At 59.7% G+C, this 16,998-nt stretch carries 14 protein-coding genes; 8 read left to right on the top strand and 6 right to left on the bottom strand.

From position 1 onward, the window contains the following. Positions 1–40: 40 nt before the first annotated feature. The 5 genes from CLH62_RS10270 (at position 41) to CLH62_RS10250 (ending at position 5,974) form a co-directional block, all read left to right on the top strand. Positions 41–1,243 carry an acyl-CoA dehydrogenase family protein gene (locus CLH62_RS10270; RefSeq protein WP_099618065.1) on the top strand — a complete coding sequence of 401 codons (1,203 nt, stop codon included), beginning with the start codon at positions 41–43 and terminating at the stop codon, positions 1,241–1,243. A gap of 246 nt (positions 1,244–1,489) precedes the next feature. Next, the gene (locus CLH62_RS10265) at positions 1,490–2,257 is read left to right on the top strand and encodes an SDR family NAD(P)-dependent oxidoreductase (RefSeq protein WP_099618064.1); all 768 of its coding nucleotides are present in this window, start codon (positions 1,490–1,492) and stop codon (positions 2,255–2,257) included. Between the two features lie 168 nt (positions 2,258–2,425). Next, complete coding sequence (locus CLH62_RS10260) at positions 2,426–3,490, top strand: phosphotransferase (RefSeq protein ID WP_099618835.1); 1,065 nt, start codon at positions 2,426–2,428, stop codon at positions 3,488–3,490. Positions 3,491–3,504: 14 nt separating this feature from the next. Then, entirely contained in the window at positions 3,505–4,284 is a 780-nt protein-coding gene (gene surE / locus CLH62_RS10255; RefSeq protein ID WP_099618834.1) for a 5'/3'-nucleotidase SurE, read from the top strand. Between the two features lie 22 nt (positions 4,285–4,306). Beyond that, positions 4,307–5,974, top strand: a complete 1,668-nt coding sequence (locus CLH62_RS10250) for a long-chain fatty acid--CoA ligase (RefSeq protein WP_099618063.1) — start codon at positions 4,307–4,309, stop codon at positions 5,972–5,974. Positions 5,975–5,979: 5 nt separating this feature from the next. Here the strand turns inward: CLH62_RS10250 and CLH62_RS10245 are convergent, their stop codons facing one another. The 5 genes from CLH62_RS10245 to CLH62_RS10225 are packed head-to-tail and all read right to left on the bottom strand — an operon-like array spanning position 5,980 to position 10,804. Continuing rightward, positions 5,980–6,438 carry a MaoC family dehydratase gene (locus CLH62_RS10245; RefSeq protein WP_099618062.1) on the bottom strand — a complete coding sequence of 153 codons (459 nt, stop codon included), beginning with the start codon at positions 6,436–6,438 and terminating at the stop codon, positions 5,980–5,982. A gap of 22 nt (positions 6,439–6,460) precedes the next feature. Continuing rightward, positions 6,461–7,219 (bottom strand): class II aldolase/adducin family protein, encoded by a 759-nt coding sequence (locus CLH62_RS10240; protein ID WP_099618061.1) that lies wholly within the window; start codon positions 7,217–7,219, stop codon positions 6,461–6,463. Between the two features lie 40 nt (positions 7,220–7,259). Then, positions 7,260–8,396, bottom strand: coding sequence for an acyl-CoA dehydrogenase family protein (locus tag CLH62_RS10235; protein ID WP_099618060.1), 1,137 nt, complete (start codon positions 8,394–8,396; stop codon positions 7,260–7,262). A 10-nt stretch (positions 8,397–8,406) separates the two neighbouring features. Continuing rightward, complete coding sequence (locus CLH62_RS10230; RefSeq protein ID WP_099618059.1) at positions 8,407–9,603, bottom strand: acyl-CoA dehydrogenase family protein; 1,197 nt, start codon at positions 9,601–9,603, stop codon at positions 8,407–8,409. A gap of 31 nt (positions 9,604–9,634) precedes the next feature. Beyond that, positions 9,635–10,804, bottom strand: a complete 1,170-nt coding sequence (locus tag CLH62_RS10225) for an acyl-CoA dehydrogenase (RefSeq protein ID WP_099618058.1) — start codon at positions 10,802–10,804, stop codon at positions 9,635–9,637. A gap of 183 nt (positions 10,805–10,987) precedes the next feature. Here CLH62_RS10225 and CLH62_RS10220 point away from each other — a divergent pair, with 183 nt between their 5' ends. Next, a complete protein-coding gene (locus tag CLH62_RS10220) occupies positions 10,988–12,349 on the top strand; it encodes a hypothetical protein (protein WP_099618057.1) in 1,362 nt (453 codons plus the stop codon). 52 nt (positions 12,350–12,401) lie between these two features. Here the strand turns inward: CLH62_RS10220 and CLH62_RS10215 are convergent, their stop codons facing one another. Beyond that, positions 12,402–13,331 carry a 2-hydroxyacid dehydrogenase gene (locus CLH62_RS10215; RefSeq protein WP_099618056.1) on the bottom strand — a complete coding sequence of 310 codons (930 nt, stop codon included), beginning with the start codon at positions 13,329–13,331 and terminating at the stop codon, positions 12,402–12,404. 274 nt (positions 13,332–13,605) lie between these two features. Between CLH62_RS10215 and CLH62_RS10210 the strand changes: the two genes are divergently transcribed. Together CLH62_RS10210 and CLH62_RS10205 are read left to right on the top strand one after the other, a co-directional pair. Continuing rightward, positions 13,606–14,430, top strand: coding sequence for an IclR family transcriptional regulator (locus CLH62_RS10210; protein WP_099618055.1), 825 nt, complete (start codon positions 13,606–13,608; stop codon positions 14,428–14,430). Positions 14,431–14,802: 372 nt separating this feature from the next. Further along, on the top strand, positions 14,803–16,896 hold the full coding sequence (locus CLH62_RS10205) for a 3-hydroxyacyl-CoA dehydrogenase NAD-binding domain-containing protein (protein WP_099618054.1): 2,094 nt from the start codon (positions 14,803–14,805) through the stop codon (positions 16,894–16,896). The last annotated feature ends 102 nt before the right edge of the window (positions 16,897–16,998 follow it).

Here is a 16,998-nt window from a genome sequence, read left to right as displayed (position 1 = left end):
GTTACCGATTTAATGCCAACAACACCAAGAGGAAGCGGACATGTTTGAACTGTCTGACAAGGCGAAAAAGCTGCAGGCGCAGCTGAACGAGTTCATGGATGCCTATATCTACCCGAATGAGCATAAACACCATGAGCAGATTGAGCAGGCAGAGAACCGCTGGGCGCCGGTACCAATTATCGAGGAACTGAAAGTCAAGGCGAAAGCCGCCGGCCTGTGGAACCTGTTCCTGCCGGAAAGTGAATTCGGGGCCGGGCTGACCAACTACGAATACGCCCATTTGTGTGAAGTCATGGGCCGCTCCGCTATGGCGCCGGAGGTGTTCAACTGTTCCGCACCGGATACCGGCAACATGGAAACTATCGCCCGCTACGGTAATAAGGAGCAGCAGGAGAAGTGGCTGAAGCCGCTTCTGGCTGGCGAGATCCGCTCCTGCTTTTCCATGACTGAGCCGGATGTGGCTTCGTCCGATGCCACCAACATCGCCTGTGAAATCCGCCGCGACGGCGACGAGTATGTGATCAACGGGAAAAAGTGGTGGTCCTCTGGCGCCATGACCACCACCTCGAAAATCGCCATTGTCATGGGCAAGACCGACCCGAAGGCCGAGAAGCACCAGCAGCAGTCGATGATTCTGGTGCCCCTGGACGCGCCGGGCGTGAAGATGATTCGTTCGCTGACGGTGTTCGGCTACGACCATGCGCCCCACGGACATGCGGAGATTCACTACGAGAATGTGCGGGTGCCGGTGGAAAACATCCTGCTGGGTGAGGGCCGGGGTTTCGAAATCGCCCAGGGGCGCCTTGGGCCGGGCCGTATTCACCACTGCATGCGCACGATTGGTGTGGCCGAGCGGGCACTGGAACTGATGTGCAAGCGTGCCAATGCCCGTGAAGCCTTTGGCAAGCCCCTGTCCAGTTTCGATTCCATCCGCAAGGACATTGCCCGCAGCCGCATCGAGATTGAGCAGGCGCGGCTGTTGACGTTGAAAGCGGCGCACATGATGGACACCGTTGGTAACAAGGTGGCCCGTCAGGAGATTGCGATGATCAAGGTGATCGCCCCGAGCATGGCACTGAAGGTGCTGGACCGGGCTATTCAGGTGCACGGCGGCGCCGGTGTTTCCCAGGACACCTTCCTGGCGGAAGCCTGGGCCAAGGTGCGGACACTGCGTCTGGCGGACGGGCCCGATGAGGTGCATCTGGACTCTGTGGCCAAGATTGAGCTTCGTCAGTACCGCTAAAGATTTTCGGCCCGATTCGTCGGGCGCATGAACGACCGGGGAGGCACCTGCCGGGACACGCCGTGAATACCCCTCCGGGGTCCGGCCGGCAATCACAGATTGCCGTCGTCAGTTTGTCGCATGAAGCTTCGCTTCATAAACGCTCGAACTGACCCTTGTAGGCTTGAGCAAAACATCCATGTTTTGCACAGTCCCGGCAGGTTCCTCCCCGTTCGTTCCCCAAGCTTTGAGAATGAGGACGGAACGATGACTAACCCGCTTTTTGATATGACCGGCAAGGTTGCGGTGATCACCGGTTCCACCAAAGGCATCGGCCGCGCCATCGCCGAAGAAATGGCCCGCCTGGGTGCCAGGGTCGTGATCTCCAGCCGCAAGGCCGAGGCCTGTGAACAGGTGGCCAGTGAACTGAAAGCCCAGGGCTACGAAGCCATCGCCATTCCCTGCCATGTCGGTAAAAAAGACGAGCTGCAGAACCTGGTGGATAAAACCAACGAAGCCTGGGGCGCTATCGACGTGCTGGTGTGCAACGCCGCCACCAACCCGGTCTACGGAACCACTGCGGAAATGACCGACGACGCCTGGGACAAGATCATGGACACCAACGTCAAGGGCACCTTCTGGCTCACCAACATGGTGCTGCCGCAGATGGCCGAGAAAGGCGAAGGCGCGGTTGTGCTCCTGTCCAGCATCGCCGGTATCCGTGGCAATACCACCATCGGCACTTATGGCGTGTCCAAAGCTGCGGAAGCGGCTCTTGCCCGCAACCTGGCCGTGGAGTGGGGGCCGAAGGGCATCCGCGTTAACAGCATCGCTCCGGGCCTGATCAAGACCGACTTCGCCAAAGCCCTGTGGGAAGACCCGGTACGCGTCAAACGCGCGGAAGATAAAACGCCGTTGCGCCGAATTGGCGAACCGGTAGATATCGCCGGCCTCGCAGTGTTTTTGTCCACCAGGGCCAGCGCCTACATCACCGGCCAGGTCATCGTAGCCGATGGCGGCGAAACGATTTGTTAGCAAACCATTTGTTTGGGGTAGCCAAACAAAAGTATGCCGAGGCCGGTGGGTAGGGGTGGCCTTTCTGCAGGAAAAAAGATGTCTGAGCAAAGCGAGTTGCTTTTTTCCGGAAGAAAGGCCACCCCTGCCAGCCGGCCGCTGCCCCCAAAACGGAAGGCAAAACAAAACATGAGCATCACCCCAGAGCTGGTAGAAGTCCTCCCGGCCCACAAATTCGATGAAGCCAGCCTCCTGAGCTGGCTGCAGCAGACCATACCGGGCTTCGGCACAAGGCTGGATGTCCGGCAATTCCAGGGCGGCCAGTCCAACCCTACGTTCCTGCTGGACACCGACAGCGGCCAATACGTGCTGCGCAAAAAGCCGCCTGGCAAAACCCTTCCCTCTGCTCACATGATCGAGCGGGAGTACAAAGTCATGCGTGCCCTGTCCGAACACACCAGCGTCCCGGTGCCAACCACCCGGGCCCTGTGTGAAGACAGCAATGTCATCGGCACGCCGTTCTATGTCATGGACTACCTTGAGGGCCGCATCGTCAGCCACTCTGCCCTGAGGGCGCTGGATCGTCACGAACGGTTACCAGCCCATCACTCCGCCATCGACACCCTGGCGCAACTGCACTCGGTGGATGTGAATGCTGTTGGCCTCGGCGATTTTGGCCGCCCGGAAGGCTATGTTGCGCGGCAGGTTTCCCGTTGGAGTAAACAGTACCTGGCATCAAAAACCGACGAACTGCCGGCCATGGACAAACTCATGGCCTGGCTGCCGGAGAATCTGCCCTCCACCGATGAATGCGCTATCGCCCATGGCGATTACCGGTTTGGCAATCTGATGCTGGCGCCGGACAGTCCGGAAGTGATTGCCATCCTGGACTGGGAGCTTTCGACGCTGGGCCATCCATTGGCGGATCTGGCCTATTACTGTCTTCCTTATTACCTGCCATCGGATCTGGAAGGCATGAGAGGACTGCTGGGTGAGGATCTGGAGGCACTGGGTATTCCGGATGAGCAGGAAACCATTGCCCGATACTGCCGCCAGACCGGCCGGGATGGCATTGCCGACTGGCACGTGTTCCTGGCGTTTTCCCTGTTCCGGCTGGCGTCTATTCTTCAGGGCGTCTACAAGCGGGCGCTGGATGGCAATGCCGCCAATGCCAATGCCCTGGACGTGGGCAAGCGGGCGAGCCTGCTGGCAGATGTGGGTTGGAAAATTGCCAGTGAAGGAGACCGGTCATGAGCGAGTCTGAAGTCATGGGTGGCGCTATCGTCCGTCGCATCCTGATCACCAACGACGACGGCATCAACGCACCAGGCCTGAAAGTGCTCGAGCAGATCGCCCGCAACCTCGCCGAGGAAGTCTGGGTCGTCGCGCCGGAACATGATCGCAGCGGCGCCGGCCAGAGTATCTCCATTCATGACCCGTTACGGGTGTATGAGCAGGGCGACAAGCGCTTTGCGGTCTCCGGCACGCCGGCGGATTGCGTGCTGTATTCGCTGGCCCAGTGGTTTGGGGAAACGCCGCCGGACCTGGTGCTGTCCGGGGTGAATTGCGGCGCCAATATCAGCGACTCCGTGCAGTATTCCGGCACCGTCGGGGCGGTACTCAGTGCCGAGCATATGGGGATACCCGCCATGGCACTGAGCCAGGCTTTTCTGAGCCGGGAAGGAGTGGATTGGTCGCCGGTCTCCATCTTTGGGGAAACCGTTATCCGCCAGTTGTGGCAGCCGGGACAGAACCGGGCCTGGAACGTGAATTTCCCCGCCTGCGAGGTGGCGGCGATTAACCAGGCACGGTGGTGCAAGCAGTCCAACGGCTCGATCCAGAGCGCGCGCCTGCTGGCGGGTCAGGATGCCCGCAGCCTGCCGTACTGGTGGCTGGGTTTTGATCGCAGCTCCCGCCACATCGTGGCGCCCGATGAGGACGTCAGCGTGTTGCGAGACAACGCCATCGCCATCACACCATTGCGCCACCGGGAAGCTCTGCCCGGCGGCACCGACGTTTTTGATCTGGCCGCGACAGCGGCTCACTGAACCGAATAAGGGGATCACAACGATGACATTTACCCGCCATTACGCCGTCTGGCCGAGAGAACTGCCCAAGAGCATGGCGCTGCCCCGGACCAGCGTGTTTACCAACCTGGAAATTTCCGCGCGGCGTTATCCGGACCGTACCGCGATCATTTTTTACGATGCGCCGATGACCTACAGCCAGCTGTTCCGGGAAGTGGAGGCGATGGCCGGCTATCTGCAGGCTCAGGGCCTGGCAAAAGGCGACCGGGTGTTGCTGTATATGCAGAACTCACCCCAGTACGTGGTTGCCTATTACGCCATTCTGCGTGCGGATGCCGTAGTGATTCCCATCAACCCGATGAACCGGGCGGCCGAGCTGGAGCACTTCGTTGCGGATACCGGTGCCCATGTCTGCCTGGCGGGTCAGGAACTGGCCGGCTTTATCACTCCGTTATTGGAAACCACAGATCTTAACCAGATAGTGGTGGCCTCCTACAGCACGTACATTGCCCCGGACACCGATCTGGCTCTTCCTAACGAAGTCGCCGCCCCGGCCTGGTCGAGTGAGATGGCCGGTGTGGTTAGCTGGGAGCAGGCGCTGGCGGAAAATCATAGGCCGTCTGCCCATACCGCCGGCCCGGAAGATCTTGCCGTGATTCCCTACAGCTCCGGCACCACCGGCGCGCCCAAGGGCTGCATGCACACGCACCGCAGCGTGATGGCCACCGCCGTGCACCGGGCGTTCTGGAACCTCAGCACCGCCAACACGGTGCAACTGGCGACCCTGCCGTTCTTCCACGTCACCGGCATGACCGGCTCCATGAACAGCCCCATCTACAGCGGTTCCACCATAATCATCATGACCCGCTGGGACCGCACCACCGCGGCACGGCTGATCGAGCGGTACAAAGTCACCGGCTGGACCAACATTGTCACCATGGCGGTGGATTTTCTTTCCAACCCCGACATTGGCCAGTACGACCTGACCAGTCTCACCACCATCGGCGGTGGCGGGGCCGCCATGCCGGAGTCCGTGGCTGCCAAGCTCAAGACCATGACCGGTCTGGACTACATTGAGGGATACGGTCTGTCGGAAACCATGGCGGCCACCCACATCAATCCCTCGAATCGCCCAAAGCCCCAGTGCCTCGGTATTCCGGTATTTGATGTGGACAGCCGGATCATTGATGTCGACACCTTGCAGGAAAAAGGCCCCGGGGAGACCGGTGAAATCGTCTCCAATGGGCCTCAGGTCACCATTGGTTACTGGAATCGCCCTTCGGAAACCGAAGCCGCGTTTGTGGAGATTGATGGCAAGCGCTTTTTCCGGACCGGTGATCTGGGATACTACGATGAGGAGGGCTATTTCTTCATGGTGGACCGGGTCAAACGGATGATTAACGCGTCCGGTTACAAGGTCTGGCCATCAGAGGTCGAGGGCCTGATGTATCGCCATCCCGGGATCCACGAAGTCTGCATTATTTCCTCGCCGGATCCCAAGCGCGGTGAGACCGTGAAGGCCTGTATCGTGCTGACCCCGGAGGCGGAGGGCAAGACTTCGGCGGAGGATATTATCACCTGGTGCAAGGCGCAGATGGCGGCCTACAAGATTCCCACCCTGATCGAGTTTGTCGACCAATTGCCGAAGTCGCCCACTGGCAAGCTGATGTGGCGAGCGTTGCAGGAAGAGGAGTGGGAGGGCAAGTCCTGAGCGGGTCAGCTTCGCACGTACATGGCCAGATTCTCCACCACGCAGGCGGGCTTGTCCCCGCCGCGGATTTCCACCGTGGTGCGATAGGTGGCCAGCGTGCGTTGGTCGTCCACCCGGGACACGTCCAGCAGTTCCAGCTTGCTGCGGATCTGGGCGCCGGACTTCACGGCGGCGGGGAAGCGTAGCTTGTTCAGGCCGTAATTGATGCTGGCGCTTTTGCCCTGCACGTCAATGACCTGCTGATTCAGCAGTGGAATCAGGGAGGCGGTCAGATAACCATGGGCCACGGTGCTCTTCCAGGGCGACTCACGCCTTGCCCGTTCCACATCCAGATGAACCCACTGGTGGTCACCGGTGGCATCGGCGAAAGCCTGTATCATCTCCTGGGTGATGGTTTTCCAGGGGCTGTAGCCAATCACCGAGTTCTTGTGGCGGTCGAGGTTGTCCAGTTCCACTGTCAGCATATCGGCGCTCCTGGCAGCTAAGTCAGACCGCGTAGCCGGGGCTTTTACTGTCCAGAAGCCGAACCAGGGCCGGCCAGGTGAGGGCTGCGGCACCGCCGAGCGCCTGTGACTGGTCCGCCGTGGTCTGGATGGCCTGTTCCGATGGCATCCAGGTGGGGCCGCAGCTCTGGGCCTTGACCTGAATCTCACAGGCTTTCATCAGGAAATACAGATAGGTGAAGGTCTCCGGCACATCCTTGCCTGCGGTCAGTACGCCGTGATTGCGTAGCAGCATCATGGACTTGTCGCCCAGATCCCGGATCAGCCGTTCCCGTTCGTCCAGGTTCAGGGCCACGCCCTCGTAATCGTGGTAACTCAGGTGATTGAGGCACAGCATGGCGGTCTGGCTCAGGGGCAGCAGGCCGTCCCGGTGGGCGGATACTGCCACGCCATCGGGCGCGTGCAGATGCATTACCGCGCCGGCGTCTTCCCGGCCCATGTGCACCGCACTGTGAATGGTAAAGCCGGCCGGATTGACACGGCGAAGGCCGCCGGCCTCCACCACCTGGCCATCCCGGTCCACCTTCACCAGCGACGAGGCGGTGATTTCGTGGAACAGTAGCCCGTAAGGGTTGATCAGGAAGTGATGATCCGGCCCGGGCACCCGGGCCGACAGGTGGGTGAATACCAGGTCGTCCCAGCCGAACAGGGCCACCAGCCGGTAGGCGGCGGCCAGTTCGGTCCGGACTTTCCATTCGGCTTTTCTCAGATCCTGTTCAGTCGACTGTTCGTTTGTTGTCATTGTGATGTCCCCAATCCCCTGAATAACGGTTGTCTGCAGTTTACTGTAGCAGGGCAGCGTAACGCTCCAGGTGGAAGTCGTCGTCGCCGAGCTGATGGTTGATCATGATCAGGCGCTTGGCGTAATGGGCGAAGTTGTACTCCCAGGTCATGCCGATGCCACCGTGGGACTGGATGCCCTGCTCGGAAATGAACTGGCCACTGCGACCGATGACATTCTTGGCGGCTGCCAGGATCCGGCGCCGCTCGTCGCTTTGGGGTTCGTCGGCGACGCTGGCAGCCAGGATCGCCATGGAGCGGGCCTGTTCCAGTTCCGACATCATGTCCACCATCCGGTGCTGAAGCACCTGGAACTTGCCGATGGGTACACCAAACTGCTTGCGCTGTTTCAGGTACTCCAGGGTCAGGTCACAGGCCACTTCCATGGCGCCCACGGCCTCGCCGCACAGTGCGGCAATGGCACGGCCAGCCTGGTACTCAATAACCTCGGCGGCCTTGCCTTCCTCGCCCAGCAGGGCATTGGAGCTCAGCTTAACGTTGTTCAGGAACAGGTCGCAGCCCTTGGTGCCGTCAATGGTCGGGTAGATGCGGCGTTCCAGTCCTTCGGCGTCGGAGCTGATCAGGAACAGGCTGATGCCATTGGCATCCCGGCTGTCGCCCGAAGTGCGGGCAGACACCACCAGTACGTCGGCACAGTGACCGCCGATGACCACGGCCTTTCGACCATTCAGCACGTAACCGTTACCGGATTTCTCGGCCCGGGTTTCCACATCGTTCAGATCATAAAAGCTCTGGGGCTCCTGAAGGCCCACAGCCGCGCGCATTTCGCCGCTGGCGATGCCGCCAAGCCACTGTTCGTGTTGCTGGCCGTTGCCGGCCTGGCTGATCAGCCCACCGCCAAGGACGATAGATTGCAAGTAGGGCTCGATGCACAGGCCGCGACCCAGTTCGGTCATCACGCTCTGCACTTCAACGCCGCTGCCGCCAAAACCACCCAGCTCTTCGGGGAAGGGCACAGCCGTGAGGCCCAGCTCGCCCAGCTGTTTCCAGAAATCGGCGCTGAATCCCAGCTCCGATTCGCTGTATTCCAGGCGCTTTTCAAAACTGTATTCACCGCGCACCAGGCGGGCCACGGTGTCCTGCAGCATCTGCTGCTCTTCGTTGAGTCGGAAATCCATGGTCGCCTCCTTAAAGCCCGAGAATCATTTTCGACACGATGTTTTTCTGGATCTCGTTGGATCCGCCGAAAATCGAAAGCTTGCGGTTGTTGAAGTACTGGGCCGCCAGTGGCGCGGCGTTCTCGTCAGAGAGGAATTCGCCGTCGTAATTCAGGTCCAGCTCTTCTTCCACAAACGGGATTGCGTAGGGGCCAATGGCCCGGCGAGCCAGATCATTGATGGTCTGGCGAATTTCGGTGCCGCGGACCTTCAGCATGGAGCTTTCCGCACCCGGCATGCCGCCGCCTTCAACTGAGGCAATGATGCGAAGGTTGCTGATTCCGGCCGCCATCAGGTCTATTTCCACCTGGGCAATGCGCTGGCTGAAAGCGGCATCCTCGATCAGTGGCTTGCCGTTTTTCAGGCGACGGGAGGCCAGCTGCTTGAGGTGCGACAGGGCCGCCTTGGACAGGCCGATACCGGCGAGACCGGTGCGCTCATAAGTCAGCAGGTACTTGGCGTAGGTCCAGCCCTTGTCTTCCTCACCCACCAGGTTTTCCACGGGGACTTTGACGTCCTCGAAGAACACCTCATTCACCTCGTGCTCGCCATCAAGGGTGATGATCGGGCGCACGGTGATGCCCGGGTTGTTCATGTCGATCAGCAGGAAGGAAATGCCCTCCTGGGCTTTCACCTCGGTATTGGTGCGCACAAGGCAGAAAATCATGTTGGCGTGCTGGCCCAGGGTGGTCCAGGTTTTCTGACCGTTGACGATGTAATAATCACCCTCGCGCACGGCCCGGGTTTTCAGGGAGGCGAGATCCGAACCGGCGCCCGGCTCGGAGTAGCCCTGGCACCACCAGTCCTCACCGCTCAGGATCCTCGGCAGGTATTTCTGCTTCTGCTCCTCGTTACCGAACTTGATGATGACCGGTGCCACCATGTTCACCCCGAAAGGAACGGACCGCGGCACGCCATACCGGCAGGACTCTTCATCCCAGATGTGCTTCTGGACCGGCGTCCACTTCACGCCGCCGTATTCTTCCGGCCAGTGGGTGGCGTACCAGCCCTGAGCGCTCAAGATCTTCTGCCAACGCTGATGGTCCTCTTTGGACAGACGGCGGAACCCCTTTACCTTGGCGGCAATGTCCGCGGGCAGTTTGTTGTCCAGGAACGCGCGGACTTCATCACGGAAGGCGAGTTCCTCGGCGGTGTAGTTCAAGTTCATGGGATAACCTCGTTTGCGTGTGTGCAATAACTCAGCTGAACGCCGGGATGCCGGTCTGGCCACGGCCAAGAATCAGGGCGTGGACATCGTGGGTACCCTCGTAGGTGTTCACCGCTTCCAGGTTCATGACGTGTCGAATCACGTGATACTCATCGGAAATGCCGTTGCCGCCGTGCATGTCGCGGGCCACACGGGCGATGTCCAGGGCCTTGCCACAGTTATTGCGCTTGAGCAGCGAGATGGCGTCCGGCGTGGCGGTGCCAGCATCCATCATGCGGCCCAATTGCAGAACCGCCTGCAGGCCGATGGTGATCTCGGTTTGCATGTCCACCAGTTTCTTCTGGATCAACTGGTTGGCTGCCAGTGGCTTGCCGAACTGCTTGCGCTCCAGGGTGTAATTGCGGGCCGCGTGCCAGCAGAACTCAGCGGCACCCAGGGAGCCCCAGCTGATGCCAAAGCGGGCCTTGTTCAGGCAACTGAACGGACCTTTCAGGCCCTCGACGTCCAGCTTGTTTTCATCTGGCACGAACACGTCATCCATGAAGATGGAGCCGGTTTCAGAGGCGCGCAGGGAGAATTTGCCCGGGATCTTCGGGGTGTCGAGGCCTTTGGCACCGTCACGTTCGATCACGAAGCCGGTGACCTTGCCGTCAAGCTTGCCCCAGACTACGCAGATATCGGCGATCGGGGAGTTGGTGATCCAGGTTTTCGAGCCGCTCAGCAGGTATCCGCCGTCGACCTTTTTGGCGCGGGTTTCCATGCCAGCGGGATCTGAGCCGTGGTTGGGCTCGGTCAAACCGAAGCAGCCCACGTATTCACCGGACGCCAGCTTTGGCAGGATGCGTTTTTTCAGGGCTTCCTGACCATAGGAAAAGATCGGATACATGACCAGCGATGACTGGACGCTCAGCGCCGAGCGATAGGCCGAGTCCACCCGCTCCACTTCCCGGGCAATCAGGCCGTAGCAGACGTGGTTCAGGCCCGGCCCGCCATACTCTTCCGGAAGGGTGGCGCCAAGCATGCCCAGGTCGCCCATCTGATTGAAGATGGTGCGGTCGAACTTCTCATGCCGGTTAGCCTCGACAATACCGGGCATCAGTTGCTGGTCGCAGAAGCTGCGGATGCTGTCGCGGACCTGACGCTCGGTCTCGTCCAGTTGCGTGTCGAAACCCAGCAGGTCATTCCAGGGTGCGGAAGCCATTTATATTCTCCTGAAAGCGTTTATCGGGAAGCTCGATCATGGGGATTCCCGAGTAATTTGTGCTAAATTTGTGGTAACATCGTTTCGTTAAGCGAAACACAGTTTTGTAATTGCGTATTGAAAGACTAATCCGGGTATTAAGGAAATGCAAGCAGTGTTCAAACCTGATCGGCCGGGCCTGTCATGACCAGTATTCTGCAATGGCTCGTGTCCCTGGCCGTGGTGACAGAGCTGGTGGCCATCTGCCTCGGACACCGGGAGCTGAGCGCGCTCGCGGGGATCATGTTTGTCTCCGCGTTCCTGGCTGGTGCCGGGCGCTTGCAGGGTTATGCCCGGATGCTGCTGGTGATTGCTCTGGTTGTACTGGGCGCCCTGGCCGTGCGTGGAACACTGGATGCCGCGTTGTTGGTGAAGGCAGCGTCGGATGCGGCGTTCTATGCAGCCTTCCTGGGCAGCCTGGGGATGATGCAGTGCCTGGTGCGCCGATTCGAGGTGCTGCGCCGGATTCACGATGTACTGCTGGGCGGAAAACCCTTGCTGCTGTACCCCAAGTATGCGCTGGTCAGCTGTGGCATCGCGACGGTCCTGAGTTTTGGCATGATGAACCTGCTGTGCGGCACACTCTCGGAGACGCTGCGTGAGCGGGGCATTACCGGTGACTCCCGTTTGCAGTGGTTGCGCAGTGTCCTGATCAGTGCCCTGAGAGGGTTTGCTCTGGTGCCGCTGGTGGCGCCCACCAGTGTGGCCGTGGCTATTCTCACCCGGGAGTTGCCCCAGCTGAGCTGGTCGCAGTTACTGCCATTCGGATTGATCGCGGCGCTGTTGATGGTGCTGGTTGGCTGGGTGCTGGAGCAGCGCCGGTTTCGCAAAGTCAGTAGTGAGCGTATTGCCGTTGAGGGCTGGCTGCCGGGCACCGGGCGCCTGCTGGCGCTGATTCTGGTGGTGTTCGCGGTGATGGCGGGTCTGGTGGCGACGACCGGATTCAAGGTGTCGGTGGCGGCCATGCTGGCGGTGCCCACCGTGACGCTGCTTTACATGTTCTGGCAGGAACGCCGGCTGATGCCGGTTTTGCAGGAAGGCGTGGGCCAGGTGTGGACCATGCACAATGAAATGGCTATTTTCGCCGCCTCCGCGATCCTCGGGGTGGCCCTGTCTGCCGTGATCCCTGCCGATGCCCTGGCTGGCCTGGTGGCAACCGGTGGGGGTGTTTTCCTGGTGGCTATGCTGGGCATGCTGATGATGCCGATGTTCTCCATGATCGGGGTCATTCCCATCACGGTGCTGAGTGTTCAGGCCGGGTTATTGCCCCAACTGGTGGCGGAGGGAATGGACCTCTTGCCGGTCGCCGTGGCCCTGGTGATTGGTTTCTCCCTGGCCATGATGCTCTCGCCCTTCGGGCCCTCGGTGATGCTGCTCTCGAGGTTCGGGCAGATTTCCCGATGGGTGGTGGCGTTCCGCTGGAACGGCCTGTTCGTGCTGATCGCTCTGCCTCTGCTGCTGGTGCTGACAGCACTGGTGGCCTGGCTGGCACCGACCCCGGCCTGATTGGTGCCACTTTCTATCTTCTTTCTACCTCCTGCCTGACTTCCTGCGGAGATCAGTAACCCCGATCGGTATCCACGATCCCACTGATGGAGCGACCCTGGGCATGATCCCGGATCTTGCCGGTGATCTGTTCCAGGGTGGCATCCCGCAGGGTGCGGGCGGAGATGTGCGGCGTAATGGTGATTTCCTTCCGTTGCCAGAAGGGGTGCCCCTCGGGCAAAGGCTCCTTTCGGAACACGTCCAGGGATGCCCGTAGCAGCCTGCCCTCGTCCAGAGTCCGAAGCAGGTCTTCTTCCACAAGGTGCTCGCCCCGGCCAACGTTGATCAGCACCGCACCCGGCTGCAGTTGGCTCAGCAGTTCATAGTCGATAATGCCCCGGGTCTCGTCGGTCAGGGGCAGGGTATTGACCAGAACCCGGGTGGATTTCAGAAAATCGCCGAGCTGGTCCGGACCGGCATAGGTGCTTACACCTTCCAGGCTGTGTTCCCCTCGCGCCCAGCCACTCACCCGGTAATCCAGATCGGCCAGGGTGCGGACCACGCGCTTGCCGATATGTCCGAGCCCCATAACGCCCACCGGCCACTCGCTGCGCTTCATGGGCCGATGGATTTTCCAGACCCCCTGGCGTTGCTGCTCCCGGTAGGTTTCCATCTCACGATTAGCTTCGAGAAGCTGGTGCAACACGTACTCGGCCATCTGTGCAGACATGCCCGCGTCTTCCAGGCGCACCACGGTCAGGTCTCTCGGCAGGTTGGGAACCTTCAGCAACCCGTCAATGCCGGCTCCGAGGTTGAACACTGCCTTGAGGTTCTTCTCCCGTTCAAACAGCGCCGCCGGTGGTTGCCAGACGATGGCATAGTCGGCGTCAACGGCGGGGCCGTCGGGATCCCAGACGTATACCTCCGCATCCGGCACGAGTTGTCTGATGGGGACGGTCCAGCGTTCCGGTTTCGGGTCGCCTGCCACAAAAAGAATCTTCATTTTGCCTCCGGGGTCGCCACGGAATTCGTTGGCTGCTAATTTGTTTTGCAATGCAGAATAAAATATCGAATAAATCAGGTAAAGACGGTATCAGGTACCGCTCTGCGAGTCTTGTTTTGAAACATAACTCATGAGTGTTTCATATTTGGTACGAATTTTGAAAAGACTTTCTGGTACTTGATTTCTGCAGCGATTAAAATAGCGCATCTTTGATTATTCATCAGATTAATACCCCGGCACCGGAACAGGCGACGCGGTTGGAGGACGTCCCATTATGGCAAGAACAAAGCAGAGTTCACCGGAACTGAAAGTGGCATCCAGTGACGGTGAACCCGTGAAGCCGGAAAAGGATCGCAAGTTCGTCGAGGCCCTGTCCCGCGGCCTGGATGTGCTCCGTGCGTTCAGCCAGGGCTCGGTGATCCTGGGCAACCAGGACATTGCCCGTATCACGGGATTGCCTAAGCCGACCGTGTCCCGGATGACTTACACCCTCACCAAACTCGGTTACCTGAGCTACAACACCCAGCTGGAAAAATACCAGCTGAGTTCCGGTGTGCTGGCGCTGGGTTATGCCTATGTCTCCAACCTCAAGGTACGCCAGCTGGCCAAGCCTTACATGGACGAGTTCGCCCGGCAGACCAATATGTCGGTAGGCCTCACCTGCCGTGACCGTTTGCACATGATTTACGTGGAAAACCGGTTGCCGCCGGAAGCCTCCCTTTTGCGGATGGACATCGGCCTCAAACTGCCCATGGCCACCACTTCAGCCGGCCGGGCCTACTACTGTGCCATCAGCGACAAGGCACGCCTGGTTATTGATGATGCGATGGAGGCCAAGTACGGCAATGCCTGGCACGAAAAGAAAGAGGGCCTGGAACAGGCCATGAAAGACTACAAGGAACACGGCTTCTGCCTGTCCATCGGCGAATGGGATCGCAACATCAACTCCGCCGGTGTTCCCATCCACTTGCAGGATGGCACCATCATGGCACTGACCTGTGCTGCACCGTCTTACCTGGTGCCTGCTGAAAAGCTTCGCGGTTCCATTGCCCACCAGTTGGCGATGTTGGCAGGAGATATAGAGTCGCTGGGTGTTTAGCGTTTAAATGCCAAAGCTGAACGGGAGGCTGCGGGTAGGGGTCTTCCGAAACCTTGCGGAGCCATGGGTGAAGGGCGATAGCGCTTCACGGGCAGGCCAAGGACGGCCTGCCCAGGACCCTTGGGCGACGCAGGAGCAATAAGCGCAAGGGGCGGAGCAGAGCGTACAGGGACGTATTCACAGCGTGTTTCGGAAGACCCTACCCGTAGACTCCCAGACTCCAGGTTCGAAAAAAAACCGCAGAAGAAACCTCTGCGGTTTTTTTATACCTGTAGTTTAATGGGTGGTTGAAACCATCACGGAACTTGTATTAAATCGTACGCATGTTTCGCTAGTTAAAACCATATTCCAGAAAGAATGCGAGGAGAAATTATGTCTGAGGTCGTTAGCTATAACCGGGAAGGCAATATCGGCGTTATTACCGTGAATTACCCGCCGGTGAACGCCCTCGGCCAGGCTGTTCGCTCTGGCCTGCTCGCAGCCCTGGAACAGGGTCAGAAGGATGCAGAGGCCAAGGTGCTGCTGCTGGTCTGTGAAGGGCGCACCTTTATCGCCGGTGCCGATATCCGGGAATTCGGCAAACCGATGCAGGAGCCAACCCTGCCGACGCTGGTGAATACCTTTGAAAACAGCGACAAGCCGCTGGTTGCGGCAATCCATGGCACCGCCCTGGGTGGCGGCCTGGAAACGGCGCTGAGTTGCCATTACCGGGTCGCCGTCAGCAGTGCCAAGGTGGGGCTGCCGGAAGTGAAGCTGGGGCTGTTGCCCGGCGCTGGTGGTACCCAGCGGCTGCCGCGTCTGACTGGCGCTCAAAAGGCACTGGAGATGATCACTACCGGTGAATTCGTCGGTGCCAGGGATGCCCTGGCGCTGGGCATTCTGGATGCAGTGGAAGAGGGTAGCGATATCCGCGCCGTGGGCCTGGCTTACGCACAGAAGGTGGCTGATGAGGGCAAACCGGTGCGTCGGGTTCGGGACATTACTGACAAGATCGAGGCGGACAAGGGCAGTGATGTCTTTGATCAGTTCCGTGAAGAACTGAAGAAACGTGCGCGGGGCCTGTTCTCTCCGTTCAAGTGCGTCGATGCCGTGGAAGCTGCGTTCAACCTGCCGTTTGACGAGGGTATGAAGCGAGAGCGTGAACTGTTTATGGAGTGCATGGACTCGCCCCAGCGTGCCGGTCTGATTCACTCGTTTTTCGGTGAGCGCGAGGTTTCCAAGATCAAGGGTCTGCCCAAGGACACCCCGGTCCGTGACGTGAAGAGCGTCGGCATCATCGGTGCCGGTACCATGGGTGGTGGTATCGCCATGAACTTCGTCAACGTCGGCATTCCGGCCACCATCGTGGAAGTGAAGCAGGAGGCGCTGGACAAGGGTCTGGCCATTATCCGCCGCAATTACGAGAACTCCGCGAAGAAGGGCAAGCTGACCCAGGAACAGGTGGAACAGCGGATGGCGCTGATTACGCCGAGCCTGACCTATGATGACTTCCGCGATGTTGATCTGGTCATTGAGGCGGTGTTCGAGAACATGGCCATCAAGAAGGAGATCTTTGCCAAGCTGGATGAAGTCTGCAAACCCGGCGCGATCCTGGCCTCTAACACCTCCACCCTGGATATCGATGAAATTGCCTCCGCCACCAAGCGTCCGGAAGACGTCGTAGGCATGCATTTCTTCAGCCCCGCCAACGTCATGAAGTTGCTGGAGAATGTGCGCGGCAGCAAGACCTCTGACGAGGTGAAAGCCACCGTGATGGCAGTCGCCAAGAAGATCAAGAAAGTCGGTGTCATGGTCGGCAACTGCTACGGCTTTGTCGGTAACCGGATGCTGCACAAGCGCGGCACCGAGGCCATGGCTCTGGTAGATGAAGGCGCGACCCCGCAGCAGGTGGACAAGGTACTGACCGACCTGGGCTTCCCCATGGGCCAGTTCGCGATGTCCGATCTGGCCGGGATCGATGTGGGTTACCGCATCCGCGAAGAGCGCCGCAATGCCGGCCAGGACGTGCCTGCCAGCTGGATGGACAAGCTTGCCGAACAGGGCCGGCTTGGCCAGAAGACCCAGGCGGGTGTATACAAGTATGAAGAAGGCAGCCGCAAGCCGGTTCCGGATCCGGAAGTGGAACAGCTGATTGAAGCGTTCCGCAAGGAGCAGGGGATTACGCCACGGGAGATTACCGACCAGGAGATCCTTGAGCGCTGCATGTACGTGATGATCAACGAAGGTGCCAAGATCCTGGAAGAGGGCATCGCCGACCGGCCGCTGGATATCGACATCGTGTGGATCTATGGCTACGGCTTCCCGGCCTACCGCGGTGGCCCGATGTTCTGGGCTGATCAGGAAGGTCTCGATACCATCCTGGCTGCGGTGAAGAAATACCAGGACACCGTTGGCGGTGAGCAGTGGAAGCCGGCGGCTCTGCTTGAGAAGCTGGTCAGCGAGGGCAAGACGTTCGGCGACCTTTAAAACATAGCTTGGGGGCTTGGGGCTGGTCGCAGGGCGGGAAAGGCACCCCGCCCCGCGACCGACTTAGCTGAGTGCTTTGCGCCTAAGCGACCTACATATTCC

Origin of the sequence: Marinobacter guineae (genome assembly GCF_002744735.1) — a bacterium.
Lineage (GTDB): Bacteria > Pseudomonadota > Gammaproteobacteria > Pseudomonadales > Oleiphilaceae > Marinobacter > Marinobacter guineae.
This window is presented reverse-complemented; position numbering and strand designations above follow the sequence as displayed.

What these genes read in the sequence shown, in the direction of transcription:
- CLH62_RS10270 (WP_099618065.1), top strand. Translation starts at nt 41, where the DNA reads ATGTTTGAACTGTCTGACAAGGCGAAAAAGCTGCAGGCGCAGCTGAAC.
- CLH62_RS10265 (WP_099618064.1), top strand. Translation starts at nt 1,490, where the DNA reads ATGACTAACCCGCTTTTTGATATGACCGGCAAGGTTGCGGTGATCACC.
- CLH62_RS10260 (WP_099618835.1), top strand. Translation starts at nt 2,426, where the DNA reads ATGAGCATCACCCCAGAGCTGGTAGAAGTCCTCCCGGCCCACAAATTC.
- surE (WP_099618834.1), top strand. Translation starts at nt 3,505, where the DNA reads ATGGGTGGCGCTATCGTCCGTCGCATCCTGATCACCAACGACGACGGC.
- CLH62_RS10250 (WP_099618063.1), top strand. Translation starts at nt 4,307, where the DNA reads ATGACATTTACCCGCCATTACGCCGTCTGGCCGAGAGAACTGCCCAAG.
- CLH62_RS10245 (WP_099618062.1), bottom strand. Translation starts at nt 6,438, where the DNA reads ATGCTGACAGTGGAACTGGACAACCTCGACCGCCACAAGAACTCGGTG.
- CLH62_RS10240 (WP_099618061.1), bottom strand. Translation starts at nt 7,219, where the DNA reads ATGACAACAAACGAACAGTCGACTGAACAGGATCTGAGAAAAGCCGAA.
- CLH62_RS10235 (WP_099618060.1), bottom strand. Translation starts at nt 8,396, where the DNA reads ATGGATTTCCGACTCAACGAAGAGCAGCAGATGCTGCAGGACACCGTG.
- CLH62_RS10230 (WP_099618059.1), bottom strand. Translation starts at nt 9,603, where the DNA reads ATGAACTTGAACTACACCGCCGAGGAACTCGCCTTCCGTGATGAAGTC.
- CLH62_RS10225 (WP_099618058.1), bottom strand. Translation starts at nt 10,804, where the DNA reads ATGGCTTCCGCACCCTGGAATGACCTGCTGGGTTTCGACACGCAACTG.
- CLH62_RS10220 (WP_099618057.1), top strand. Translation starts at nt 10,988, where the DNA reads ATGACCAGTATTCTGCAATGGCTCGTGTCCCTGGCCGTGGTGACAGAG.
- CLH62_RS10215 (WP_099618056.1), bottom strand. Translation starts at nt 13,331, where the DNA reads ATGAAGATTCTTTTTGTGGCAGGCGACCCGAAACCGGAACGCTGGACC.
- CLH62_RS10210 (WP_099618055.1), top strand. Translation starts at nt 13,606, where the DNA reads ATGGCAAGAACAAAGCAGAGTTCACCGGAACTGAAAGTGGCATCCAGT.
- CLH62_RS10205 (WP_099618054.1), top strand. Translation starts at nt 14,803, where the DNA reads ATGTCTGAGGTCGTTAGCTATAACCGGGAAGGCAATATCGGCGTTATT.